The sequence below is a fragment of the Leptothoe spongobia TAU-MAC 1115 genome, from assembly GCF_018739885.1.
Classification (GTDB): domain Bacteria; phylum Cyanobacteriota; class Cyanobacteriia; order Phormidesmidales; family Phormidesmidaceae; genus Leptothoe; species Leptothoe spongobia.
The window spans coordinates 1-26,185 of the sequence record NZ_JADOES010000015.1 but is presented as its reverse complement, the minus strand read 5'-3'; the positions used below and the strand labels follow the sequence as shown (position 1 = coordinate 26,185).

The window sequence follows — 26,185 nt, the reverse complement described above, 5'->3', positions numbered from 1 at the left end:
ATCAAAAACTATTTCCTAAAAACAAAAAGTACTACCTATTGCGGTCTTTAATGTCCGGAAGATTAACCGTTTTTTCACAATATCTCCGATCAAGTTCAAGGTTTCATAGAAATACTATGGCGTACCCCATATTCCCAAAATCCTGACGAATACTAGAGTTGGAGATCCGTTTTTTGCATCTACATCGTCACCCAAACATCAGGGCTCAAAGCAAACGTTCTATTTGAACACTTTATGGCTTATCCAAACAACCTAGCTGAATATCGCAGGATGTTCTCTGCTGAAGACGAAGCAGAAATCGAATCGAAGCTGGGTCTATTTCAAGCTTTTTCCAAATTATATGAAAATGATCGCAAGCTGTTAGATGACATGCTTGCCATTGAAAGCAATCACCAATTACCAATAGTCAACTATATTCAAAGCATGATTTGCGAGCAGCAAATCTATATCATCAGCAACCTAGCCACTGGTAAATCTAAAAGCTTTTATTCTAAAGATGGTCTATGGACCATTGGACGTGATCCACGTCAGTCTAATATTGCCATGCCAGATAAGCGATTATCGCGCTGTCATGCAGCCTTACAGTACAGTCCAGAACAGGGATTTATACTTTCTGATCTAGAGAGTACTAATGGCACGTACGTTAATGGTGAAAAACTACAAAGGGTATATGCCCTAAGGGATGGAGATCGTATTCGTATTGGCAGCTCCCTCTTTCATTTCTTCCACTGTGGAATTGAAAGAAGCACAACAGAAACTCCTGATGATTCCAACAGTAGTACAGAAGGTGGTCGCACTCTCCACTAAAGGATTCGCATAGAGACAGTAGTTGCTATACTCTAGACGGTTGATATCTGGACTTTCTTGAAGGACTGAAAATTCAAGGATAACAACGTTTTAAGAGCATCTTTGTGGGTCGTGTTAGCCTGGTCAATGCAGGTTTCAATGGCGACCTTGAAATCATCAAAATTATCGTAATACTTCGAGTACAGACATTGCTTTCGCACAAATCTCCATAAGCGCTCAATCAAGTTTAGGTGCGGTGAATAGGACGGCAAATACAGCAATTCAATATTGAGTGCCTCCGCTAATACCGTCACCACCCGACACTTCTGATAGCGCGCATTATCTAAGACAACGGTGATGGGTACATCTAAGTTGAGAGCCGACAGCTTGAGCAACATCTGACAAATACTCTCACTATTGATATAGGTCTGGTTGGTGACGGTGATGACCTCCTTGGTAATCGCATTCACGGCCCCTAAAACGTTGAATCGCTTACGTCCTGACGGTGAGGCGATAAATATCCGAGTAAAGCACCAGATGACCCCCAAATAAGCCCGATGGACAAAATGGGCAGCATCCATAAAAAAAGGGCACGGGTGCCGGCTTCTGCCTCCGCTAAACGAGGTTCTAATTCGGTTGTCCGGAACGCTTCCTGCTCCTCTATTTTCTCGGGAGTCGCTGCTTTGCCAGGGAGATATCCAACTTTGCGAGGGGTCATCCCAATCCGTTTGAGAAATAGCTTGATCTGAGTCGGACTTCGTTTGATCGTCGTCAAGCGTTCAATGTCCGCTTGAGCTTCGGCTGCGGTGCGCGGGGGATGCGCTTCAAAATGTGCCTTCAGACTCGGGATGTGCTCATTGAGTTTGCTCGGTTGACCTTTGTAGCCAAGCGCTTTGAGGCCCTCAATGCCACCCTCTTGGTAATCACGCAGGTACTTCACCAAGGTCGTTTTACTCTTAAGTCGACACAGACGACGAATCTCCTGATGCGACAACCCCTGGCTTTTGAGATAGACCACTTCCATCTTCCGTTGTACCTGAGGATGGGGATGATGATAACGCTCATAATCCAGCGCATCGATCTCAGATTGAGTAAAGTCAAGACGTATCATGATGACACACCCGTAGCGTCACAAACACCTATGATTTTACCGGAATGACGACAGCTATTATTAGTTCAGTCTTTATGCGTCGGCAGTATAACAAAAGCTTGTATTCAGACGGTTTAAACAGAGTTAAAGTAGCTTAGGTTGAACTGCTTTGGTAATGACAAACCACATCTCATTCCCTAGAACGAACTAGATTTTATAGTAGAACGCCTAGAAGATTAAGCCTTCTAGGCGTTCTACTATAAGGTCAGACCTAGGACTTTGCTTTAGTTTTCTTATCGACTTTGGGTTTTTCATCAGAAGCATCATCGACAGCTTCGGGAGCAACTACATCACCAATCTGTAAGGCCTGACGTAGTTGCTGTTCAATTTCAACAGTTACATCTGGATTATCCACCAGGTAACGAATCGCATTGTCCCGCCCTTGGCTAATATTATCGCCCTTATAGCTATACCAAGCACCTTTACGACTCAGAATACTCTGCTCTTCTGCAAGGTCAACGATACAACCCAGTGTGGAAATACCTTCGCCAAAGATAATATCAAATTCGGCAATTTTGAAGGGGGGAGCAATTTTATTCTTGGCGACTTTGACTTTGGCTCGAATACCAAACTGATCATTACCTTTTTTCAGCGTTTGAATCCGACGAATATCTAGACGGACCGATGCATAAAACTTGAGAGCATTGCCTCCAGTGGTTGTTTCAGGATTACCGTAGGTCACACCAATCTTGAGACGCAACTGGTTGAGAAAAATAACGGTACAGCCAGACTTACCGATATTGCCCGTAATTTTTCGTAGGGCCTGACTCATCAGCCTAGCTTGCAGACCGACATGGGTATCACCCATTTCCCCTTCAATTTCTGCTCGTGGCACTAGCGCAGCCACAGAGTCAATCACGACGATATCAATCGCAGAGGATCTGACCAGCTGATCAACGATTTCTAAAGCGGCTTCTCCCGTATCAGGCTGAGAGACAAGTAAATCATCGATATTGACTCCCAAAGCACCTGCATAAACTGGGTCTAGCGCATGTTCAGCATCTACGAAGGCAGCTACACCACCCTGCTTTTGAGCCTCAGCGATGGCGTGCAAAGCCAGCGTCGTTTTACCCGAACTTTCGGGACCATAGATTTCGATAATGCGTCCCTTGGGCAACCCACCCCCCAAAGCCAAATCCAACGTCATAGCTCCCGTGGGGATGGTCTCAACTTTCATGCGCTGTGCATCCCCTAAGCGCATAATGGTACCTTTACCAAAGTTGCGCTCAATCTGATTGAGCACCATATCCAAGGCTTTCTTGCGCTCGTTACTTTCGGTGGATGTTTTTGCCATGCTGCCTAAGTTTTTAGATAAGTTGGGCCGAGTTCAGCAATTATAAGCTCACAATCAGCCCACAGTGTGCAGGCGAATCGTGCCGGTATGGGTCACTTAATCGCGCTGAATAAGCACATCATGCCCACGTTTGTGATTGTACCCAGAAAACATACAAATGTACTATTAAAATTCTCTTTAATTGTGCAAATTATCTGGCAATACCTATGACAGCAACGAATATAACGGACTTTAAGGCAGTCAGTGTAGCCGGTGTCACCGAATACATTCAACTACTGTTAGAGGGTGATGAAAATCTGCGCAACATCTGGATCATCGGCGAAGTGTCTAGTGCTCGACAGCATGGGAGTGGGTGTTTTTTCTCGATCCAAGAGCCTGACGGATCAGCTACCTTAAATGCTGTCGTCTGGCGTAGCCAACTACCAAAGCTCAGCGTAATGCCAAAAGTGGGTGAACAGGTGGTCGTGCTGGGGCAGCTCAAAGTTTATCCGAAACGGGGCAGCTACCAGCTAACTACATGGCAAGTTTTGCCTGCTGGAGCAGGTCTGCAGGCAATGCGCTACCGTCAGTTGCGCAATCGTTTGGCCAGCGAAGGTTTGTTTGATGTAGAACGCAAACGTCCATTGCCATCGTTGCCAACCTGTGTTGCAGTGGTTACTTCGCCTCAAGCCGCTGCCTGGGGGGACATTCAACAGACCTTGACCCAACGACATCCTGGCTTACAGGTACTCTTCTCTCCAGCCATTGTGCAAGGGGAGCAAGCACCTAGATCGATTGTTAAAGCAATTAAGCGGGTGGGTGATGATGGTCGGGCGGATGTATTGCTGCTGGGTCGTGGTGGTGGAGCCGTGGAGGATTTGGTGTGTTTTGATGATGAGCGGGTAGTGCGCGCGATCGCAACCTGCCCCATCCCTGTTATCACGGGCATCGGCCATGAACGCGATGAATCTTTAGCAGACCTCGTCGCCGACTTTTGTGCCCATACCCCTACCGCTGCTGCAGAAAAGGTCGTCCCAGCCTTGAGCGATCTACGTTATGCCCAGGCACAGTTACTACAGGCACTCACCCAGGTCACTGGCATGCAGCTTTCGCAACATCAAAGCAAGCTGCAGCAACTTTACCAGCGGTTACAACAGCTCCAACCCCAAAGCCATTTAAAACAAGCACAACAAGCACAGCAATGGCTCACCCAACGTTTGATTCAAGCAATATCTCAGCAGTTACAAACTAGACAGCATCAACATCAACTACTCACAGAAAAACTTGCAACCTTAGACCCTGACTCTGTTTTGCGTCGAGGCTATGCCCTCGTTAGAGAGACATCGGGAGATGTCGTCATCCAAGCAAAAACGTTATCCCCTGGTGACCACATCTCCATCCGTCTCGGACAGGGCCAGATAGAAGCTGAAGTTCTCAGCATCTCGGAGGAGCCATCCTGATCTGGTGGCTTTTCAGAAAAAGACTGATCCCATCAGGGACGCCAAAATTTGATCACACCGTCAGTACTGGCACTGGCTAGGAGATCTCCAAAAGGTGAGATGGCGACTTCCAGCACTGGACGCCTATGCTGCTGATCGACCGGAATAACCGTGAGGGCTGCTTCCTCCTCAATATCCCATAGCCCCACATGTTCTTGATTGTCGCCAGCAAACAGAGACTGCCCATCTGGTAAAAAGGCCAGGGTGTTAATCCGCTTGCCAACCTCGAGTTCTGCGTATTCGCTGATCTGTAATCGCCCCCGCCTGGAACGAATTGAACGAATCTCCACCCCCCGGAAATTGCCACTTGCTAAAAGCTCCCCATCAGGACTAAAGGCAACACTATCTACACCATTACCTGTATCAATTGTGGCCAGACGCTCATACTCATCGTCCGGCTCTAAACTCCATAGCGTAATGAAATCATCGTGACTGCCTGCGGCTAGATAAGCTTCATCTGGACTAAAGGTTAACGAAGAAAACCGTCCATCCAGGCGCTCACCATTATGGGAGCCGGTTTCTGGTTCCATAATGGCAATCACTTCGCGCCTGTTCCAGTGCCATAGAGTTACCGTACCGTCATAGTTACTAGCAGCTAATAAACGACCACTGGGGCTAAATTTGACCACGGGTGCAACACCTGTATAATCTCGATCCAAGATCAGCTGAGAATTGCATACAGGACGATCTCGTTCACAGGCATGGAGATCCCATACACGCACTCCACCATTAAAGGTACCGGTGACCAGGTAGCGATTGTCTGGACTAAAGGCCAAGGATGTTACGTGGCGATCAGCACCAGGGATAGCAATCAGACGGCGTATCCACCGTTTGTCATCCCCCTGTAAGGCTGCATTTACATCCCATACCCGCAGCATCGCATCGCCCCCTGTGCTGGCAAGCATTTGACCATTCGGGCTAAAGGCGATCCTAGTAGCGTTGCGTCCGTGCTGAATGTTACGCAATAGGGTCAGAGAACTATACGCCTGAGCGACTTGGACAGGTGTAGATGCCGATTGAGCTAGGGCGGGCAGGCCCACAGTCGGCACGAGTGCTGCGATGCTTAATCCAGCAGATACCCAGAATTTCAAACAGGAATTAGACCAATCGTTGAATCGTTGCATAACCAGGGAAACCAACTGTTGTGAAGAAACCACTAGCGTTTTCGAAGAGGGGCTCGAAAATCGTCGCGCTACAACTGTATTCTGCTGGTCAATAGCAACTTATTCTGAAAATCAGACCTAACTTTTTGAAAACCACACCTGATTTTGTAACTCGCCCTCAAATTTCCAGTTGCGGAAGTCTCCAGGGTCAGCAAAACTATCCCTAGTCCAGCACGTCTCAATCGCTATGCCTAGAGCTAAAAAGTCTGCCGATAACTGGAACTATGAAACCTGCGTTACCGAGGTTGAGGCCATCATTACCAATCTAGAAACGGGTGAGCTACCCCTGGCTGATATTTTTGAGCAGTTTGAAAAGGCTGTCACCGAACTCAAAAAATGCGACGCCTTTTTACAAGCAAAACAACAGCAAGCCCAGCTATTGATCGAAACCTTGGTGCCAGATGAATCTGAATAGACTAAGCATTATTTGGCTTTGAAATTCTGAGCATCCAGCCCTAACAATGCCTGCCGGAAGGATTTGAAGGAAGGACAAAGATTGGTCACCACATCTAAGTCCATGGCAGTTGCCAACTCTCGACGAATATCCATCAGTTGTCGAGATGGATGGGCAATGTCTTGAATCCATTTCTGTAGAGTTTGCTTAGCCTCGCCACAAGCTAACTTTTCAGGTGTTTGGAAATCATGGCGAACATTTCCAATTATCTGGTTAATAGCTTTAGCATCGGCTATCAGCCAAGATTCAAACTCCTTAACGGCAACACCAACGGCTCCTGCCAACGCATTTCTCTCAAGCGCTGCTTTCAATATTGACTCTCGTTCTACCGGTGGTTTGTCATCACTATCCACCAGCAAAACAATTAATGGCAGTGCCAGAAGCCATCCTGCGAGAATTTCATCGAGAGCACTGGGCTTTAATAGTTGACTACCATGTGCCCGTGCACCGGTTTTAGTGCGCAGAGGTTCGACAAAATCGATTGCTAGTGCAGGGATTTGAGCACCTTCAGTCAAAATGCGTTGCACAATAATGTGAGCTGGACCCAGGTCATCCGGTTGTAATGAGTCCGTGGGCGATAAGTCCCAAGTTGTTGTTCCCAACTCTCCTGGTCCTTCAGCATGGACCACCATACAAACTGCTGTCATGGTTAAATTCCAGGTACTCCACCAAGCGAACCAGTTAGCCACATGCTGCCCAAGGAAGTTTGAAATTGGTCATAGACTTTTTGCCAGTTGGGGTTATCTGTAGGGGCTTTCTGGACCTCGGTCTCACCAGTTTCACGGCTACGTCGAATGAAGCGAACTTCCTCAGGTTCTAGACAATTCAGGAAAGACTGGGAGTGTGTAGTGCAGACAATTTGAATTGGCTTACTACCAAGCTCACCCTTACTCAGTTTCCGCAACATTTCTGCAATATGCCTTTGAAGATAGGGATGAAGCCCATGATCAGGATCTTCAATAACCGCCAGTGTAGGAACATTACGCTGAAATCCTAGAGCAACGAATGCAGCGATCAGCATCGTGCCATCTGAAACTTGCTCGGGGTTGTACCAAAGATTTGACTGCCAGCGATCTTCAAACTGCAGACGTTTAGCACCACCCGAAGCCCGTGCTTTGATATCTGAGTACATTGGGACCAAGCGTATGAAATCAGATACAAACGACTCTTGATCAGCTCTTGATAAGGTATCGAACAAATTAGGAAGATGGCTGCCAATGGAATCAAGAGTCCACACTTCGTTAGCTTGCTGAGATTGACGCAAATTGGACAAAATAAAGGTGTATTTTCGTCTGTCTGCACTTATAGCAAAAGCCTGTTTCGGATCCTGAAAACTCCCCTTGCCATTAACTGCCCAAGTGGGTGGGTTGTTCGGGGTTCCGCGCCATCTATCGGTAGCAGATACTTGAGCTAACGTTAGCGCATCTGCGATCGCACTTTTCCCAGAAGCATTAGGACCAACAAACACCGTAAACGGTCCCAGCTCCAGCGTGACATCTCGAAGACATCGAAAGTTTTGAATACGAACGCTTTCTAACACAACCACTCATGGGCAAGGCTTTGAAAGGATAGTGCCTGCCCTATGGGGTTTATCATAGCGCCCTGATTCAGCATCAAAGTTGCTTATTCAAGAGCGATCGCTAACAAAATCGTCAATGTCGTGCCTTCACCAGGACTGCGGCTAACAGAAATGGACCCACCGCAGTGGCTTAATAACTGCTGCACCAGGGTTAGCCCTAGACCACTACCCTCAGAAGCACTGCGATCAAACGATTGAAAGCCCTGAGGCAGGCAAGACGAACCAAGACGGCCACTGTCCTGAATCAGTAAGGCCACTTTGCCATCACCACGATGATGGGCCGTCACAACGATACGTCCATTGGTATTAGCACACCGAATACTATTGCTCAACAAGCTAACTAACGCCTGCTTCAGATACGCCTCGATTGCTAAAACAGGTGGCAGATGAGCAGAGACCGTATAAGCCAGGGTCATGTTGTTCTCCTGAGCAATAGGTTGGTAGGTACTCACTACACCAGGAACTAAATCCAATAGCTGCACCTTTTCCAGCACTGTAGGCTGAGGCGTCAACTGCAGTTCTAGCAATTCAAACACATCCTTAATCAGATGGCTCTGGCGATCGCACGCTTGACCAATCATCCGCAGATAACGTTCACGCTGTTTTGGTTTAAGCGTCGATGCGTTGAGTAGCGTGAGGGCTGTCTTAATAGTTGTTATAGGATTATTGAGCTCTTGGGCCGCAGTTTTGAGAAACTGCGGATTGATATCTTGCTCAGATGCACACGTTGTCGATGTGGCAAACCGATGGGACAACATCGATGATCTAGCCGTAGAAGCATCCATGGTGAGTCTAAAATGCGCCTAGGGCGTATTCGATAAGGATGTCTCTAGGTTAGTGAAGGCGCATACGGGATAACTGGGTATTTTTACTTAACTTTCCGTACTAGTACGGATTTTGCCAACGGCTAGCTAGCCAAAACCAGTTACTCAAACAGAGTTATATGCCGTCAATGATTAGCTGCTCATGAGGCTGATTGACGGACGTGGAGAGCCAACTGAGACTGTTCCCGGTCATCAAAATGGATTTTTTCTGTACCTATAATTTGATAGTCCTCATGACCTTTACCAGCAATGAGAACACCATCGCCTGGCTGAGCTGAGAGGATCGCTTGTTGAATAGCAGCGGCGCGATCGCAAATCACCTGCTCCTCACCTAAATCAGCCTCAATCCCGGCGACCACGTCGGCCAAAATCCTCTGAGGGTCCTCCGTGCGAGGATTATCCGACGTGACCACCACTCGATCCGCCAGTGCATAGGCAATCCGTCCCATCTGAGGGCGTTTGGTGCGATCTCGATCGCCACCACAACCAAACACGCAAATCATCTGCCCTGAAATAAAAGGCCTTGCCGCCCGCAGTGCATTCTCCAAACTATCTGGTGTATGGGCATAATCCACAATCACACTGATATCCTGACTGGGACTTGCCTGCACCCGCTCCATCCGACCAGGTACACCGCTAAATTCGGCCAGGGCAGAAATAACAGTCTCCAGAGAGACACCCTGATGTAGAGCAGTCCCAGACGCTGCCAATAAATTCTCCAGGTTAAACTTACCTACCAAGGGAGAGACAAAGGGCGCTGACCCCACAGGCGTGTTCAAAGTACCGCGCATCCCGGTTGCACTATAACTAACATCAGTCGTATGCAAATCAGCGGCAGTATCCGTAATGTGATAAGTCCAAACCTGAGCAGGACTTAACCGTTCGATCAGCTTTTGCCCATAGGGATCTTTACTATTAATAATGGCGCGGCCTTTGAGATACTCCGGGCCAAATAGCAGAGCCTTGGCTTCAAAGTATTCATCCAGGTCTTTGTGATAGTCCAGATGGTCCTGGGTTAGGTTGGTAAACACCGCCACATCAAAGGGACATCCCCACACCCGCTTTTGGGCCAGGGCATGGGAGCTAACCTCCATGATGGCGTGCTGGCAACCTGCCCCGACAACCTTAGCCAACTCTCGTTGCAAATCTACGGGAAAGGGAGTGGTATGCACCGCAGTTTCTTGATGTCCAGGCCAGCGGGTATAAAGAGTGCCGAGCAACCCGGTGGGCAAATCGGCTGCGTTTAGCAAGTGCTCAATAATATGGGTAGTGGTAGTTTTACCATTTGTACCGGTTACACCCACCAGATTTAGTGTCTTGCCAGGATAGGAGTAAAACGCAGCGGCAATTTCACCACAAGCAGTGGCAATATCTTGAATAGAGATGAGTAATGGGTCATCATCCGGGGCTCGCTTATTTTTTAAGGCATTCGGGGAAATGATTGCTGCGATCGCACCACGCTCCATCGCATTCGGCCAAAATTCCCCGCCATCAACCCGAGTACCAGGCATACCAATAAACAGGTTTCCTGGCTGACAACGTTTGGAATTAGTACATAACCCAGTAACCGTTTCATCCAGAGCCGGATGCTTAATAGCAGGCACGATTAAATCAGGTGGTAACTGTGCCAGTAAATCATGCAGCCTCATATAGTCCTCTCAAAACCTTAATCTGCCGCTATTCTGCCTCAAAGGGCCCCGTATAGATCTAAAACTAATGACCGCTAATCTGTCTCAAAAGGGCCCAGATATGTCTGTAACATTTGCTCTAATTGACGCAGCGGGACCCGAGGAGATAGCCGAGGCAACGGCTGTTCCTTCTCCAATTCAGGAGTTTCAGGATAGTTAACCACACGGCAAAGGACCGGAATTTCATACTGATATTCTGCAAACCAGGCTGGATTTTCGGTAATATCGCGAGATTCCACGTCAATGGGTAGATACTCCAATTGAGCCAGTTTCTCTGCTAACCCCTCACACAGATGACACCCAGGCTTTGTGTAAAATATGAGCTTTTTCATGATTGTCATTGTCCTACGCTAATTGGGTAAATTCGATGATTACGGTTAACACTGACCATTGGTTCGGATCAATCTACACTTCTCCGGTGGGTTATGCGGGATTATTGCGATAGGATATTTGCAGTGATTCCTTACGGGGTAACCCCTTATTCACAGATATGGTTTCTTGCCTAGAAGCGCAATCGTACACTACACGTCCGCTGGTCAACCAAGTTAAATTTGACCCCGATCAGCTAGACCTTTCGGAGATGAACCGTCGCTTTGAATCCGCCACACCTCAAGAAATTTTGGCATGGGCTGTTGCCACCATTCCGAACCTGGCTCAAATGACTTCTTTTAGTATGGGAGCTTTGACTCACATGCTCTACCACGAGCTCCAGGCCAGAGTACCGGTAATCTTTCTAGATACCCTACATTTATTTCCAGAGACCTTGGAAACAGCTCAAAAAGCTAAGGGCCTTTACAACCTCGATTTACACGTATATCAAGCCGCTCCTAACCGTGAGCACTTTATTGGCAATTACGGAGACCGACTCTGGGAAAAGGATGTTGTCCGCTTTCATGAGTTGACTAAAGTTCAACCAATGGAGCGAGCCTTGAATGAGCTCAATATCCAAGCATGGATTACCGGACGGCGACGCGATCAGTCCACCAACCGGCAGCATATGCCAATTTTGGAACGTGCCACTGATGGACGCATTAAAATCAATCCCCTCGCCAATTGGACCCATAAGGATATTTGGCGTTACACCTTTACCCATGGTGTTTTTTACAATCCACTACATGACCAAGGCTATACCAGCATTGGCGACCAACCCCTAACGACCCAGGTCCAAGTCGGAGAAGATGAGCGTGCTGGTCGCTGGCGCGGTAGTGTCAAAACGGAATGTGGCATCCATAGGTAGAGTCTTTATATGATCACGCCCCTACCTATGAACAAATCTATAGGTATTCCGAAATTGACAACTCCAGGATTGATGTCAAAGCAAACAAGCCCATAGATGATTTAGTCCACAAGCACCTTGCCAAACCAGGACTAACATCTACTTAGCACAGGCGCATGCTTATGGAATCCTCAACTAACTCGGTAGGAAAGCTCTGGCGCAGCTCATCCGCAGGTGGCGGCAGTGGCAAACCATTTTCAGATATTAATTGGCCCCCTCAAGCAAGTGACCAGATCCTGGCACAACAAGCTAAACCAGTTGAAGTGCTGGTGCGGGTAGGCCGTTACGTCGACCAAGTGCAAATGAAATGGGCCAATCGTGAACTGCCTACCCACGGTGGCGAAGGCTCAACGTTAGAGTCATTTGTTCTCAATACCAATGAATATATTGCCAATGTCCGTCTCACTGGTAAGCGTTATGTTGGCTCCATAGAACTGATCACTAGTCAAGGTCGCAGCATTCTCTTTGGCAAGCAGGCAAGCGAGATTATTGATCTGCAAGTCCCCCCTAACTATCAAGTCATCGGTTTCTATGGCCAAAGTGGGCGCTGGATTGATCAGCTTGGTGTGATTGCTGTTCAGAGTAACTTCCGGCCTCAACCTGAAAAGCCTCAAACACCAAAGCCTGAGCGCCCCAATGATCTACTATTGGGCTCAATCCCCCGTGCAGGCATTGATCTGATTAAAGAGTTTGAAGGCTACGCTCAAGCCCTCCCCGATGGCCGAGCCAAAGCCTATGCTGATCCTTTAAGGGGCTGGGACGTACCCACGATCGGCTATGGCACAACACGCTATCCCAACGGTGTCCAAGTTAAACAAGGGGACATCATTAATCAAAGACAGGCAGAAGAGTATTTGATTGATCACGTGGATGAGTCTTGCCGTGGAGCCCTAGAGAAAATTCCCACCTGGCAGCGTATGAATAGTAACCAGCGCGGGGCTCTCTACAGCTTTGCCTATAATCTGGGATCGGGCTTTTATCGAAGCTATAATTTTGAGTCCATTACCCGAGTATGTGACTCGCCTGACCTGTGGAATGATCACCGCTGGATAGCGGCCCAGTTTGTCAAGTACCGCAATCCTGGCACATCCGTAGAGGAAGGCTTACGCCGTCGTCGCCTGGCCGAAGCAGCTCTTTTCTGTAAACGAGCGACATCCTCCTCTCCTAATTGGGATGATGATCATGATGAGGCTGGGGAAGCGGGCGATCGCAAACCGGAAGAACGTCTCGATCGCATTGTGCGAGACGTTGCTGGCAGTAACCCGGTGGGAGACAAGCTTACTCCAGATATGCACTTTGACACGCTGATTACCCCCCACATCACCTACGGTGAATTCGCGCTATACGATGAGGAGCGCCGTTTTCGCAATGATTATCAGTGCAAAACAGCTTATGAAATCTGCCTCTTCCTAGAAAGATGCCGTGATTACTTTGGTGGAAATCCACTGGTGATCACCTCTGGCTATCGACCGCCTGAAGTCAATGCCAAAGTCGGTGGAGCTCGTCGCTCCGAGCATCTATATGATGCCCCTGATACAGGTGCAGTGGATTTTTACATCAAAAACATTAGCGTCTATGAGGTGGAGTATTGGTGCGACCAGACCTATCCTTACAGCATCGGCTATGGAGCCAAAAGAGGGTTTGTCCATTTAGGCATGCGACCGGGAAAACCTCGGGTACGGTGGGTGTATTGATAGGTCTCAAAACTTCTATGCCAGAGTGACCACAAGGGAGGTCCCGACCAGTAACCTGGTAAAGCACTCTCAATAAACGGTGATACGGTGGATTTTTCGGCGTTGCCGACAACGGCATTTATTCATCCTGATGGTAAAAATCGGGATGCGATCGCAACTCTCCTACACCAAGTCATAGACTTACTAGTCGAAACCATGACTCAGGCAACGAACCGTTCTCCCCTGCCTGAGCCTTTGGTCTTAAAAGACCGGATTCGTAACCTACCTCAAAAGTCCATTGATCTAGAGCAGCTCTTAGAAGAAACGCATGCTCAGATCATCCATTCCATGAATGCCGCCCATCCAGGCTACATCGGGCACATGGACTCTATACCAACCACCCTATCGGTGCTAAGCGATTTGTTAGTAGCCGCCCTCAACAACAACATGTTGAGCGTGGAAATGTCGCCAGTCTTTTCACGCTTAGAAACTCTCGTTTTACAGCAAATTGCCCAGCTCTTTGGTCTGGGAGCACAGGCCAATGGTGTCCTAGTCAGTGGCGGCAGTTTGGCAAATCTGCAAGCCCTAATTGTGGCCCGCAATATCGCGTTTGACTCCTTAGAGAATGGCATCATGCATGGGCAGAAACCCGTTTTCTTGGTCTCAGAAGTAGCCCATACATCCTTTCAAAAAGCAGCCATGGTAATGGGATTAGGCACCAAAGCAGCTATCCCAGTAAAAACCAACTCAAATTCCCAAATTGATATTGACGATCTACAAGTCAAGCTAGCCCAAGCAAAAGCGGCTGGACAGCACCCCTTTGCCATTGTTGCCACTGCTGGAACCACCGTTACTGGAAGCATTGACCCCATTGTTGCCATGTACAACATCGCCAAAACTCACCAGCTTTGGTTTCATGTGGATGCTGCCTATGGCGGGGCCATCATACTTTCAGAACGCTATCGTCATCAACTCTCAGGCATTGAACTGGCCGACTCAGTCACCTTTAACCCACAAAAATGGCTGTATGTAGCCAAAACCTGTGCCATAGTGATGTTCCGGAACTTCGATTTACTGCAGCATCACTTCAGGGTCCTAGCACCCTACATGCACGATCATGACGGCTGGCCTAATCTTGGCGAGTTCACAGTGCAAGGCACTCGTCATCCCGACATTCTAAAGCTATGGCTCTCACTGCAACATATTGGTCGAGACGGCTATAGCGCCATCATCGATCACAACTATGCCCTGACCACAACTTTTACCAATGCTGTAAAAGCCCGATCTTTTCTCGCCTTAGCCAGTGAACCACAAATGAACCTGGTGTGTTTTCGAGCACAGCCTACGGCACTTCCCTTAGATCAATGGGATAGCTGGAATCATGGATTGCAGACATGGCTCTTGGAAAAGGGCAATACCTTCTTATCGCTACCGATATACCGAGGACAACGATGGCTCAAAGCTGTCTTACTTAATCCATTTACGACTACCGACCATATTCACAGGGTGTTTGAACATATCGATAGCTACTACACTTCCCATCAGGGATAAACCTTGACGCACTGAGCTAGGACAAACATACTGGATAGCGATCGCGCTGACTTGTCCGTCCATACATCCAGCACATCCCCCAATTATCATGGTAAAGCTGCTCCATCTCTCAGATATCCACATGGGTAGTGGCTTTAGCCATGGTCATATCAACCCATCAACAGGTTTAAATACCCGACTAGAAGACTTTGTCACCACCCTGACTCACTGTATCGATCGCGCCCTCAGCGAACCGGTCGATCTCGTGCTGTTTGGCGGGGATGCATTTCCTGATGCTACTCCGCCACCAATGGTGCAGCAGGCCTTTGCGCAACAATTTCAGCGATTAGTCGAGGCTCACATCCCCACAGTGCTGCTCGTGGGAAATCATGACCAGCACTCCCAAGGTATGGGCGGAGCGAGTCTATGCATCTATCGCACCTTAGGAGTTCCTGACATCATCGTTGGCGACCATTTAACCACCCACCACATTGAAACCCAGGCAGGGCCGGTACAAATCATCACCTTACCCTGGCTCAATCACTCCACATTACTCACCCGTCCTGAAACCGAAGGATTATCCCTAAGTGCAGTCAATGAACTAATGCTAGATCGTCTGCGCGTCGCTCTCGAAGGAGAAATTCGCCAGCTACAGCCTGATATTCCGAGTATTTTGCTGGCCCATCTCATGACAGATACAGCTCGCTACGGCGCTGAGAAATTCTTGGCCGTTGGCAAAGGCTTTACCGTACCAATGGCATTGCTGGCCCGTCCCTGTTTTGATTATGTTGCCTTGGGTCACGTTCATAAGCATCAGGTCCTCTGCCAGGAACCGCCAGTAGTCTATCCCGGCAGCATCGAACGGGTGGATTTTAGCGAAGAAAAGGAAGAGAAAGGGTTTGTTCTAGCAGACGTACAATCTGGCCATACATCGGTAGTTTTTTGCCCCTTACCCGTTCGTGCCTTCAAAACCATTGAGGTGGATATCTCTAGATCCGATGCACCTCAAACACAGCTAGAACAAGACCTGGCCAAAGCCAACATGACTGATGCTGTAGTGCGCTTAATCTATAAACTCAGGCCAGACCAAATTGAACAGATTGACCATGCTGCTATACATCAGGCTCTCGCTAAAGCCCATAGTTACAGCATCCATCCTGAGCTTGTCAGTCAGTTGATACGCCCTCGCCTACCTACACTCACATCCGACAATGCCCGAGACCCCATCAATGCGCTAAAAACCTACTTAGCCAATCGTGATGAATTAGCGGAACTTAGCGCCGACATGCTCCTAGCTGCACAAGCTTTACTCAGCGGTGATGATATCAACCCTGACCAGGAAATCAATCCAGACACCACAGCGATCGATGAAAAGCAGAACCAGCAACTAAGACTTTTATAAGTCTCCAAAACCTACAGTTGGTCAATTGCTTCCCATAACCCAATACAAACCTTAGTCAAAAAATCTAAATCCAGGGTATCGAGGGTATCTGTTGGACCATGGTAGTGGGGGTTTCGCAAGTCAGCCGTATCCGTCACCATAATTGCGTTATAGCCTGCATCCCAAAACGGAGCATGGTCGCTCCGACGAGTAGTCGGCAAGGGTAGTCCTCGATTGACTATGGGTAACCAGGCACAGTCAACACCGACCTTACGCAAACAACGAGAAAATCGCCACATAGTTGGAGTTGTTCGCCAATTACCGATCAGAGCAATAAAATCTCCCATCCTAGGATAAATGTAATCCATACCAGCCAAGGGATAGCTTTGGCTAGGCAGCTGAGATGACTCCCTGGCACAGTATCCCAGCATCTCCAGCGACAACATCAGATGCACAGGTTGACCCTGGAGTAACTTTACATAGGTACGACTGCCCACTAAACCATACTCTTCTAAGTCAAAGGCAACTAAATGTACAGGCCGCCTTGGCAACTGCTCAGAAAACAGGCGAGCCAACTCTAGCAAAACAGCCAAACCTGTCGCATTATCATCTGCACCAGGCGAGCCAGGCACCGCGTCATAGTGGGCACCAATTACCCAAGGTGCCAGGGACTGTTGACCCGGTAAATTTAGACAAAGATTGCAGTGCTCACGTCCTCGCTCATGGAAAGCCATCGTCGTCACAGGCCCCCAACGTTCCAGTTGGGTACGTATGTAATGCTGCACATAGTAATACCCCTGAGTCGCGATGTAAGGATCTCGCTCACGTATCAACTCTTGAAGATGTCCGATCAACCGTTCTTTCAGCTCATCCTGAACCATAAAGCTTTAGAAACAAGCAGCAAAACTGCATACATATGAGGTATAGCAATCCACTATTTACGCTAATTTAATTATTACTTTTTCTTATTAGATAAAGTAAAATCCTTGCCTCCAATTGGAAAGCAATGGCTTGTGGGACATATTTTTTGACGCCCTGGCTCCAATTAGTCTAAATCGACACATCGTTACGGAGCTGATGACAGAACGTATTAATGCTTAGAACAGACTGTATACTTAGAAAACTGTGATTTTAGATACACCATTTGAGCCAGACACCAGCGTTATTTTTTTCTGGCAGCAGCAATCAATAACAAATCTTGAAATCAAAATTTCATGTTTGAGTTGAAGCTGTTTTTTTTTAATCAAAGTGTTCATCTGTAAACTCATTTATGTTTGATGTACCGGTTCTAGAAGTAACCGTATCTTCAGCTCCCACAATTATTCATAGTGTGAGCCAATTTAATAAAATAGCTGCTCTAGCTACACCACAGATTTCTTCAGCCTTATTAAATGCAGCAGCAGTAATACCTCAGTCGACGAAGACCTTAGGCAAAAATCCACAGGCTATTGGTGATGAGACCATAGACCTACCGCTAAAAGATTCATTTAACCAGTTAGAGCCCCTTAATCTAGCTGATGCAGCAGAGTTTTTGGATCAAGTCTTCAACCTTTCATTAGAAGCTACAATCCCAAATCCTCAAACTTCATCACAATCAAAAAATATTGATCGTTCAGCAGCAGTCCCTAAATCTTCTGTAACTGTTCCCTTAGCTAGCATAGACATCACTAAGGCAGACCGTATTAAGAGTCGGGAGACGGTCGCCAGCATTCAGTCTAAGCCGGTCGCAGCAGAGCCAGAAAAAGCACCTCCAGCAGTTCTGCGTAATGAACTAAGTCAATGTCTCGATACTACCCAAGGTAGCCTGCCAAGAGTCACAAATTTTCAAGTCTTGCGCCAGGGTAATGTCATTGGCGAATTGAGCAGTATCAAAGGCACTGAGCATGTCATGCTCACCCTGCAAAAGATGATCGCTCCCAATCAGCTAGATCCTAATGCCATTACACCAGTATTAGGAGGAGAACAGCCCGCTATTCGTTTGAATAGTGATGTACTGGTACACGTTTCCAGCGGAGTTAATAATGCCGCTGAAGCTTCATCAGCTCTCAGTAGTGAGTGGGCAGCTATTACCTGGAGTGATCAACTGCGTCAGGATTTGGGAGCAAGCCCACTCGATGCTGGGGATGTGCAAGTGATGCTCAAAGGTTTGCAACCTTCTGAGCAACAGTTAAATGGCATCGCTTCTTGGTACGGCCCTTATTTTCATGGTCGTCTCACCGCTAATGGAGAAACGTTTAATCAAAATACCCTAACGGCAGCTCACAAATCGCTACCGTTTGATACGGTGCTGCAGGTCCGTAATTTGAACAATAATCGCTCCGTTGTCGTGCGTATTAACGACCGGGGGCCTTATATTGGCAAGCGTTCCCTGGATTTATCTCAAGCGGCAGCTCAATGCCTAGGAAGTGAGAAAGTTGGAGTTATTCCATACGAGGCCGTTATTTTGGAACAATCGCCAGAAGCTCTCCCAACTAGTGAAACTCTCAATTAGCGCCCATCTTCTCTATACAAACTTTTAGGAAAAGGGCATCTTTCTGACAGAAAGATGCCCTTTTCCTAATTATCGATGGCGTCTTGCAACCCCTATCATCTAAGCACTACCAGGTCGGATCAACATGGAGGTTCACTACATAGGGTGACTGTGTAACTGGAACTGCAGAAATACAAGCACAAATAGGCTCTTCTTGTCCCTCAACATCGACCTCGCACGCATGGCATGAACCCATTAAGCACCCAGTGGGGATACTGACGCCCGCTCGCTCAGCAACTTGCAAAATTGGCTCTCCTGGAGTCGCTGAAACCAGAACATTATCAGGCAAAAAACAAACCTCAACACTCATAGGGTGTCCGTGGATATGAATTTCTAAGGAACATTCACAATCCTATCGCAAGATTTCTGGAGCCGCCCAATTGCGTCAGCAGTACTCAGAGTATCCTCTGAGTACATCAGCCTCATCTGCAGGAGCGGTATTATCCAAATAGCAGCGCTTCGTATGCCACCATGCCTGCATTTCACGAGAGAAATCCAACGAATACAGTGTAATCACAATTGGCTGAGCCCGGTAACCTTGGCCGACAATTTCAACACAGTAGGATGGATGGCGTTTGGTGGACAGATCTACAATAAACCGCCGACCAATACGCCGCCAGCTCGGCTCTTTGCCCCGCCACTGTAGACGACAGCAGGGCCAAGGTAGTTGCTCGCGATCAAATAATCGACAACAGGGGCCGATGACACGATAGGTCAGATGGGCCCCAGGACTCTGAAAAATATGCCCCGTTGGCCAGGGATGCTCACCGGTTGGAGGAGTGGAAGATAATATCAACTGACTGAGCAAAAAGAAACAGATTTAGACCCATGGCACATGGATAAATTGTGCACACTGCAGTCTATGATCTCTTGCAACCGATAGATACATTTGGCGGTTATTAGCAAGATTAGCATTGCAAACTCAAACTTTTAGGGATAGCTATTTTGCTAACCAACCTGACAGATGTTGTAGAACAGTAGTGTACGAAATTTTGTAGGAAAATTCTATGGCTGACGCAATCACAGCGACCGTTAGCGATCGCATCTGCAAACATATGAATGACGATCACGCCGACGCAGTCTTGATCTACGCCCAAAAATTTGGCAATACGACAGAGGCTACAGGTGCAACCATGAAAGCCATTGATACCACTGGTATGGATTTAGATGCCACCGTGAACGGACAAAGTACCCTCGTACGAATCAGCTTTGAACGCCCCTTAGTCGATGCTAAAGATGCTCACCATGTGTTGGTAGAGATGCTCAAGCAAGTTAAATCATAAACCACGTCCAAGTTGAAACCTGCCGTTTCTCCCACGGTAAAACTCCAATTCTGGACGTGGACAAGGTTTAAATACTAACGAGTAGCAGGCCGAGTATATCTGACCTGCTATTCATTTAAATCCGTCACCGGCACATCACAAGACCGTCGGTAATCATTTCCCCCCCAGTAAGTAGAGCCACAGAGATTAGCTCCCCTTAGATCGATATCATGCACAAAGGTGGATGCAAAATTTGTACGCTGCAATTGGGAACCAACAAACTGCGTCTTATCAATAAAAGCCTCAAAAAAATTGGCCTCTGTCATATCAGCGCCAGAAAAGTCACCGTAGTTAAGCAGTGCCCCAGTTAAATCCGCACCGATAAACTTAGCCGGGATCTCGATAGGTTGACCGCTGCTATTAGTCAGGTCACTAATCAGAGTCAGCGCACTCACATAGGATAAATTCGTCGAGCTTAGGTCTGCTCCCGAAAGGTTCGCACCATCCAACACCGCATAAAAAAAGTTTGCCTTTTTCAAGTTGGCACCTTCTAGATTGGCACCTGAAAGATCCAAACGCCGCAAATCAGCTGCTTGCAGATCACAACCAGGACATTCATTGGTCTCAATCAAGCGTTGGAGGTCACCTTCATCCAAGGCCTGAGCAGCAGGCACTGGGACCATTAATAGGCTAAAGGCTGTGACGACTGGTAAAGCGACCGGACTAGTAACGCACTGCCATAACCACTGAGTTATTCCTTGAACCATCGGTTACATCCTCTCAAGGGGTGATTTGGGATCATTGCATTCCTATCGTGTCAAATTCACCATGATTGCGGCAAGTCCTCTGGCAGTAACCCTAAAAAAAGCCAAAATAACTGCCTTGAATCGTGAGTTAGTCCGTAGGGTTAAAAAGATCCGGATTCCCGATTTCTTAGCTGCAAGCTTCCATCAAGAAAAATGACTGTAACGTCACATGCCTGTTCCCATCGGGCAATATTCAAATCAGGTCCTGCTTCATAGTTCAAACCAACGCACAAATAATGAAACGACTACGCTTAGCTATGGCTGCCGCTACCGCAGCCACCCTTACGTTTTTTGGCGCGACTACCCGCGTAGATGCCCAAGCTTTTAGCAATGTTGAAGTTACCCAAGAAGACTTTGTCCTGTTAGCTGCTCCTGGTGGTGGTCTGCTCGGTCGTCCCCAGTTTATGATCATCGAACAAAAGAGTGATGCTCAACAGTGCTGGAGCGAGTCAGGCTCAAACCCAGTACAAATAGAACCTCTATTACTAAACTTTGACTTCTCGGGCATTTGTGGACGTAGCACGGATAGTAATGGCTACTCCATTCGCGCTGGTGACGGTGATGCTGGCAGTCGATTTAATCTAGAAATTCAAGAAGAAGAAGGCGAATATATCTTGGTTGGTACCCCCAGCCGTTTTCCAACTAACATATATCGCGACTCCCCACCGATGAGACTGGGTCGTACATTTGGTCAAGCCGAAAATGGATTTACCAAAGTTTTCCTTAACCCCGGTTGGCGTTTAACCCGTCGTACATTGGATGGCCGCACCCTTGGGCACCTATACCTGACCCACGACGCTACCTTAGCCGCCTTAGTAGAACAAAATGGCGGGCCTACTATTGAGAATCCACCGGTAGTTACCGACCCGACCCCTCCACCTAGTACACCTACGATTACTTTCCGAGATGTCACTAATGATGTCTACGCTACCCAAATTAGCCGGGCTGTAGAAATCGGCTTTATTGCTGGTTTCCAGGATGGGACCTTCCGGCCTCGTACAGCGCTAACGCGTGAGCAGTTGGTATCGATGGTCATTGAAGCCCTTGATGCCCAGGACAATATTTCTATTGCCCTACCTAGCCAGGTCACCACAGCTCCGTTTAATGATGTTGCGAGCAATCGTTGGAGTGCTGCTAAGATTCAGTTTGCTAACCAGAGCGGTATTGTCAGCGGCTATCCTGAAGGTGATTTTCGCCCAGCGCAAGAAGTCACCCGTGCTGAGATGATGGCTGTGGTTCGACGAGCGGCTGAGTACCGCAAGCGGGTTCTCGGCCAAGGGACAGCTCTAACACCTACGCAGGGTGCATTTGCATTCTCAGATACCGAAGGACACTGGGCCGCTGATGTAATTTCTAGCCTCTCGGCCTACTGTGGTATTGCTACACCTGTAAATGAGTCTGGCAGTGCTTTTGTCCCTAATAGTGATGCTCTACGTAACTATGCTGCAACAGCTGTTGTACGGCTGGTTGATTGTCCCAACTAAGGTTGCGATCGAGGCTGCAATATCTCGATAAACCATGAAAACAGGCAATCAGGGGGTCGTTCTTTGGGAATGGTCCCCTGATTTTTGATGTCTAATGGCACGTAATCCGAAATCCTGACTGATAGCGCCTGATATCGCAGGGCATCCACAAGGGAGTGCCCCTACAGGATTGTCCATTTTTGAATCGGGATTGAGGACTTCGGATTTGGTATAACTCATGCGCAGTGATTGAAGGCAGCATCATAAAATTGACCGATACCGGCTGTCATGATGGCAGATTGAGCCAATTCACTGAATCCCTCTAACAGCCGTAGAAGCGATGCTGGGATCAGACTTATGCGAGTAGAACACCGATGACCGTTTCAAGGACTGTGTGCGTTGGGTTTTTAACGGTCATTACCGTGGGTACGTTATTGCTCATGCTGCCCTTGTCCACGGCAACAGGCGAATGGAATAACCCAATTGTGGCCTTATTTACAGCCACATCAGCAGTGTGTGTCACGGGTTTAATTGTGGTGGATACGGGGTCATATTTTTCACCCCTAGGCCAGGGAATAATTTTGCTGCTGATACAGCTGGGGGGCCTGGGTTATATGACTGCGACCACATTGCTCCTCCTTCTCTTAGGCAAACGTTTGGGGCTAAAAGACCGTCTTGCCATTCAGCAATCCTTGGACACGGCTGAATTATCGTCCGCTGCGTCGCTGATTAAATCCATCATTGCGATGACAATGATTTTTGAGCTGAGTGGGGCGTTTTTGCTGATGCCACGCTTTGCTAATGATTACGATACGGGACACAGTTTATGGCTATCGCTCTTTCACAGCATCAGTGCGTTTAACAATGCTGGGTTTAGCCTCTTCGCCGATAGTCTGGTGCAATATGCTCGGTCTCCTTGGATTAGTGGGGTGATTGCTGCTCTGGTGATTCTGGGCGGCATTGGTTACCAGGTGATTATGGAGATGTTTATTTGGGTTCGCGATCGCATCCGCCGCCAACGCAAACACCAGGTATTTTCTCTACACTTCAAGGTGGTCACCAGCACATCCTTTGTTCTACTCGTCCTGGGAACCTTAGCCTTTTTTGCTGTGGAGTTTTTCAACCCCGCTACCTTGGGTACTGAGCCATTAAATATGAAACTCCTGGAGGCAAGCTTCCAGTCGGTGATTATGCGAACTGCCGGGTTTAACTCCATTGATATTGGGGCGATGGAGACCAGTTCATTGTTTATTGCGATCGCGCTCATGTTTATCGGTGCTAGCCCAGGTAGTACCGGTGGGGGCATCAAAACCACCACAGTCAGGATTTTGCTCAACTGCACCCGCACGGTCCTCAAAGGCGAAGACGAAGTATTGGCTTACCAGCGTGAAATTCCAGATAAACGAGTGCTTAAAGCAGTTGGTGTCGTCGTTGCCTCAGGGATGACGGTGGTGATGGTAACCATTCTGCTCTCCCTGACGGACCCAGGCATTGAGTTTATCGCGCTTCTGTTTGAAACCGTCTCAGCCTTTGCCACAGTTGGCCTTTCCACAGGTATCACATCAGAACTATCCACCCTAGGCCAGCTCATCATTATTATCACCATGTACATTGGCAGAGTTGGGATCTTGTTGCTCATGTCTGCCCTGTTAGGGGATCCTAGACCTAGCACCATTCACTATCCCGAGGAAGATTTATTAGTGGGTTAACAGACTATAAGCACACAGCAAAAATCCAACGCTTAGGATAGAAGAAGCATCGGACAATCCATCATGGTACAAAGCCCCGTCCCAACTCTCACACTAGATTCTTTCCTGGCACTCCCAGAAACACAACCTGCCAGCGAATTTCTCAACAATCAGCTACTGCAAAAGCCAATGCCACAGGGAGAACATAGTCTACTGCAAGTTGCATTGTGCAAAGCAATTGATCGGGCAGGAGAACCTCAGCGCATTGCTAAGGCATTTTCAGAACTGCGTTGTGTATTTGGTGGGGCCGCGATTGTGCCGGATGTTTCTGTATTTCGCTGGCAGCGAATTCCGCGTAAGGCATCTGGCCGTATTGCGAATCGATTTGACACTTATCCAGATTGGGCGATTGAAATCTTATCGCCAGAGCAAGCTCAGACCAAGCCTTTGGAAAAACTACTTCATTGTATTGAGCATGGGACTGAGCTAGGGTGGCTCTTGGATCCAGAAGCAGATAGTGTTTTGACTATTTCGTCAGAGTCACGCATTAAACTCTACCGAGACCAAAAACTTTTACCCTCGATATCTGGCCTTGAGTTAGCTTTATCAGCCCGAGAGATTTTTGGCTGGTTATCATTGCCTGAATAGAAAATTGAAGGAGTAAAATGGCAGCCCACCAAGCCAAGCATGGAAATATTAGCTTGGCTTGGCAGTACCTAGTCGTCGGACTTGCAGACCTCTACCAATCGCACGAGCCACCTAATTAGATATGCGACAGCCAGAATGGCTGAAACCGCAATTCCACCTGGAATCAACCAGGGGTCCAAATCAGGGGGTAATGGATTAGACTTAGAGTGATTTGCAAGCACAACCACATGGGTGAGCTTGCCATTTTCCATGGCTCCTCCTTAGAGCATAGACGGCACATTGAAACGAAGATTGGCCGAAGTAGCTATAGGAGTCACCCGAGCTCCGCAAAAAACTTGATGAGTTCCTAAAGTTATTCAGTTGGTAAATTTCCGTTTCACGCTAAGGATAACTGCACTCATCTGAAGCGTCAATGAGCTAAAAACAACATAAATGAGGCAAACCCTTATCAGAGCTAGCCCCAAGCATGCATCAAGTTTTTTGCGGAAACTCTCATTTTGAATAATGACATGTAAATTATCAGCTTGTAGTTCATTATTACTTACTACGTTTGCTAAAGTGAGCTAAAAGTGAACCGAAAGCTTTTTCTGCATTACTCATCGTATGGCCGTTAGTCTTCAAGCATCACTAGAAGGAATTCATATCATAGATTCTGCCAGGAAAGTGCGGGGTTGGACTAAAACTGCTCAAAGCTGGTGTGATGCAGCCCAAACTTCTCCAGCAACTCTCAAACGCTTTTGGAGAGGAGAGTCTATTCGCAGAGAGACATTTATTCTTATCTGTGAAGCCTTAGGGCTATCTTGGCAGGACATCGCTCAGGAAGCAGAGCTTCCAGAAGGTCTGTTTGAGGAAACTGAAAACTCTACAGATGATGATTTCATCAATGATGAAAATGAGTATGTTTTACCTGCTTACCTAACCCTTAAACGCCAATATTGCACAGAATTTCATCAACGCGCTATTTCGCATTTCCAACCAGACTCATATGTTAGTGACTTATGGAAAGTCCTCAAAGAAGAGCAAGCTTATGATTCAAGTAAGGAAACAATTGCCAGAATCCTGAATGGTTCACGTGCCAGGGCTCGTAACATAACCGCAATTTGCAACTTCTTTGGAGTAAAAGTAGAAGAAGCTTGTCTTGAAACAGCCTTTATATCTCCTCTAAGTCCTCCATCTTTCCTCACATTACTTCCCGAGTATCGTAAACAATTTAAAGAGCTTGCGCGTTTTGACTTTGAGAATCATAGTAACGGCTATCTCTCTGGTCTTCGTAAGGAAATTCTCAACGAGCAAAACATTGATATTAGCACTGATACGATTGCTCGGATTCTTGATGGAAAGCGTGGACGTGGGCGTAATGTAGATGCTTTTTGCAGGTATTTTGGTTTGTCCTGGGTAGAAGCCTGTGTCACAGCAGAGCGTTTTCTGGAGGTGACAGAGCTGGTTGCACAGATTCGGTCCAGGGTTAAGTTTGCCTTTGCCTACAGTGATCGCTCAACCAGCTCCCGACAG

24 protein-coding genes and 1 pseudogene are annotated in these 26,185 nt (G+C 47.6%); 13 read left to right on the top strand and 12 right to left on the bottom strand.

Translation table 11 applies throughout. From position 1 onward, the window contains the following. Positions 1-234: 234 nt before the first annotated feature. Complete coding sequence (locus tag IXB50_RS09750; protein WP_215608771.1) at positions 235-807, top strand: FHA domain-containing protein; 573 nt, start codon at positions 235-237, stop codon at positions 805-807. 32 nt (positions 808-839) lie between these two features. On the opposite strand, the pseudogene IXB50_RS09745 reads toward IXB50_RS09750, so the two are convergent. Beyond that, a pseudogene (locus tag IXB50_RS09745) lies at positions 840-1,897 on the bottom strand (IS630 family transposase). Between the two features lie 250 nt (positions 1,898-2,147). Then, positions 2,148-3,230, bottom strand: a complete 1,083-nt coding sequence (gene recA, locus IXB50_RS09740) for a recombinase RecA (protein WP_215608770.1) — start codon at positions 3,228-3,230, stop codon at positions 2,148-2,150. Positions 3,231-3,436: 206 nt separating this feature from the next. Between recA and xseA the strand changes: the two genes are divergently transcribed. After that, positions 3,437-4,669 carry an exodeoxyribonuclease VII large subunit gene (gene xseA / locus IXB50_RS09735; protein WP_215608769.1) on the top strand — a complete coding sequence of 411 codons (1,233 nt, stop codon included), beginning with the start codon at positions 3,437-3,439 and terminating at the stop codon, positions 4,667-4,669. Positions 4,670-4,701: 32 nt separating this feature from the next. Here xseA and IXB50_RS09730 read toward each other — a convergent pair whose 3' ends face one another. Beyond that, positions 4,702-5,832, bottom strand: coding sequence for a WD40 repeat domain-containing protein (locus tag IXB50_RS09730; RefSeq protein WP_215608768.1), 1,131 nt, complete (start codon positions 5,830-5,832; stop codon positions 4,702-4,704). Positions 5,833-6,058: 226 nt separating this feature from the next. Here IXB50_RS09730 and xseB point away from each other — a divergent pair, with 226 nt between their 5' ends. Next, positions 6,059-6,286 (top strand): exodeoxyribonuclease VII small subunit, encoded by a 228-nt coding sequence (gene xseB / locus IXB50_RS09725; RefSeq protein WP_215608767.1) that lies wholly within the window; start codon positions 6,059-6,061, stop codon positions 6,284-6,286. Between the two features lie 8 nt (positions 6,287-6,294). Here the strand turns inward: xseB and IXB50_RS09720 are convergent, their stop codons facing one another. The 5 genes from IXB50_RS09720 to IXB50_RS09700 form a co-directional block, all read right to left on the bottom strand. Continuing rightward, positions 6,295-6,972 (bottom strand): DUF4276 family protein, encoded by a 678-nt coding sequence (locus IXB50_RS09720; RefSeq protein WP_215608766.1) that lies wholly within the window; start codon positions 6,970-6,972, stop codon positions 6,295-6,297. Between the two features lie 2 nt (positions 6,973-6,974). Continuing rightward, positions 6,975-7,865: an AAA family ATPase gene (locus IXB50_RS22620; protein WP_215608765.1), complete on the bottom strand. Its 891-nt coding sequence runs from the start codon at positions 7,863-7,865 to the stop codon at positions 6,975-6,977. 83 nt (positions 7,866-7,948) lie between these two features. Further along, the gene (locus IXB50_RS09710) at positions 7,949-8,689 is read right to left on the bottom strand and encodes a sensor histidine kinase (protein WP_215608764.1); all 741 of its coding nucleotides are present in this window, start codon (positions 8,687-8,689) and stop codon (positions 7,949-7,951) included. A gap of 179 nt (positions 8,690-8,868) precedes the next feature. After that, the gene (locus IXB50_RS09705; protein ID WP_215608763.1) at positions 8,869-10,377 is read right to left on the bottom strand and encodes a UDP-N-acetylmuramoyl-L-alanyl-D-glutamate--2,6-diaminopimelate ligase; all 1,509 of its coding nucleotides are present in this window, start codon (positions 10,375-10,377) and stop codon (positions 8,869-8,871) included. 74 nt (positions 10,378-10,451) lie between these two features. Further along, positions 10,452-10,748 carry a glutaredoxin family protein gene (locus tag IXB50_RS09700; protein WP_215608762.1) on the bottom strand — a complete coding sequence of 99 codons (297 nt, stop codon included), beginning with the start codon at positions 10,746-10,748 and terminating at the stop codon, positions 10,452-10,454. Positions 10,749-10,906: 158 nt separating this feature from the next. Here IXB50_RS09700 and cysH point away from each other — a divergent pair, with 158 nt between their 5' ends. The 4 genes from cysH (at position 10,907) to sbcD (ending at position 16,297) form a co-directional block, all read left to right on the top strand. Continuing rightward, positions 10,907-11,653: a phosphoadenosine phosphosulfate reductase gene (gene cysH, locus IXB50_RS09695; RefSeq protein ID WP_215608761.1), complete on the top strand. Its 747-nt coding sequence runs from the start codon at positions 10,907-10,909 to the stop codon at positions 11,651-11,653. A 161-nt stretch (positions 11,654-11,814) separates the two neighbouring features. Beyond that, entirely contained in the window at positions 11,815-13,386 is a 1,572-nt protein-coding gene (locus tag IXB50_RS09690) for a D-Ala-D-Ala carboxypeptidase family metallohydrolase (protein ID WP_215608760.1), read from the top strand. Between the two features lie 87 nt (positions 13,387-13,473). Then, positions 13,474-14,916, top strand: coding sequence for a pyridoxal phosphate-dependent decarboxylase family protein (locus IXB50_RS09685; protein ID WP_215608759.1), 1,443 nt, complete (start codon positions 13,474-13,476; stop codon positions 14,914-14,916). Positions 14,917-15,004: 88 nt separating this feature from the next. Next, the gene (sbcD, locus tag IXB50_RS09680) at positions 15,005-16,297 is read left to right on the top strand and encodes an exonuclease subunit SbcD (RefSeq protein WP_215608758.1); all 1,293 of its coding nucleotides are present in this window, start codon (positions 15,005-15,007) and stop codon (positions 16,295-16,297) included. A gap of 11 nt (positions 16,298-16,308) precedes the next feature. Here sbcD and IXB50_RS09675 read toward each other — a convergent pair whose 3' ends face one another. Next, positions 16,309-17,157, bottom strand: a complete 849-nt coding sequence (locus IXB50_RS09675) for a M20/M25/M40 family metallo-hydrolase (protein ID WP_215608757.1) — start codon at positions 17,155-17,157, stop codon at positions 16,309-16,311. Positions 17,158-17,546: 389 nt separating this feature from the next. Between IXB50_RS09675 and IXB50_RS22055 the strand changes: the two genes are divergently transcribed. Then, positions 17,547-18,767 carry a septal ring lytic transglycosylase RlpA family protein gene (locus IXB50_RS22055; RefSeq protein ID WP_246564339.1) on the top strand — a complete coding sequence of 407 codons (1,221 nt, stop codon included), beginning with the start codon at positions 17,547-17,549 and terminating at the stop codon, positions 18,765-18,767. 106 nt (positions 18,768-18,873) lie between these two features. On the opposite strand, the gene IXB50_RS09665 is transcribed toward IXB50_RS22055, so the two are convergent. Together IXB50_RS09665 and IXB50_RS09660 are read right to left on the bottom strand one after the other, a co-directional pair. Further along, positions 18,874-19,116, bottom strand: coding sequence for a 2Fe-2S iron-sulfur cluster-binding protein (locus IXB50_RS09665; protein WP_215608756.1), 243 nt, complete (start codon positions 19,114-19,116; stop codon positions 18,874-18,876). Between the two features lie 75 nt (positions 19,117-19,191). Next, positions 19,192-19,602: a hypothetical protein gene (locus tag IXB50_RS09660; RefSeq protein WP_215608755.1), complete on the bottom strand. Its 411-nt coding sequence runs from the start codon at positions 19,600-19,602 to the stop codon at positions 19,192-19,194. Positions 19,603-19,813: 211 nt separating this feature from the next. Here IXB50_RS09660 and IXB50_RS09655 point away from each other — a divergent pair, with 211 nt between their 5' ends. Continuing rightward, positions 19,814-20,089, top strand: coding sequence for a DUF2470 domain-containing protein (locus IXB50_RS09655; RefSeq protein WP_215608754.1), 276 nt, complete (start codon positions 19,814-19,816; stop codon positions 20,087-20,089). A 107-nt stretch (positions 20,090-20,196) separates the two neighbouring features. Here the strand turns inward: IXB50_RS09655 and IXB50_RS09650 are convergent, their stop codons facing one another. After that, on the bottom strand, positions 20,197-20,835 hold the full coding sequence (locus tag IXB50_RS09650; protein WP_215608753.1) for a pentapeptide repeat-containing protein: 639 nt from the start codon (positions 20,833-20,835) through the stop codon (positions 20,197-20,199). A gap of 275 nt (positions 20,836-21,110) precedes the next feature. On the opposite strand from IXB50_RS09650, the gene IXB50_RS09645 reads away from it, so the two are divergent. From IXB50_RS09645 to IXB50_RS09630, 4 genes are all read left to right on the top strand, one after another. After that, positions 21,111-22,358, top strand: a complete 1,248-nt coding sequence (locus tag IXB50_RS09645) for a DUF3747 domain-containing protein (protein ID WP_215608752.1) — start codon at positions 21,111-21,113, stop codon at positions 22,356-22,358. A gap of 353 nt (positions 22,359-22,711) precedes the next feature. Continuing rightward, positions 22,712-24,046, top strand: a complete 1,335-nt coding sequence (locus IXB50_RS09640) for a TrkH family potassium uptake protein (protein WP_215608751.1) — start codon at positions 22,712-22,714, stop codon at positions 24,044-24,046. A 63-nt stretch (positions 24,047-24,109) separates the two neighbouring features. Next, a complete protein-coding gene (locus IXB50_RS09635) occupies positions 24,110-24,673 on the top strand; it encodes a Uma2 family endonuclease (RefSeq protein WP_215608750.1) in 564 nt (187 codons plus the stop codon). Positions 24,674-25,276: 603 nt separating this feature from the next. After that, on the top strand, positions 25,277-26,185 hold a 909-nt coding region (locus tag IXB50_RS09630), incomplete at its 3' end, for a helix-turn-helix domain-containing protein (RefSeq protein ID WP_246564337.1).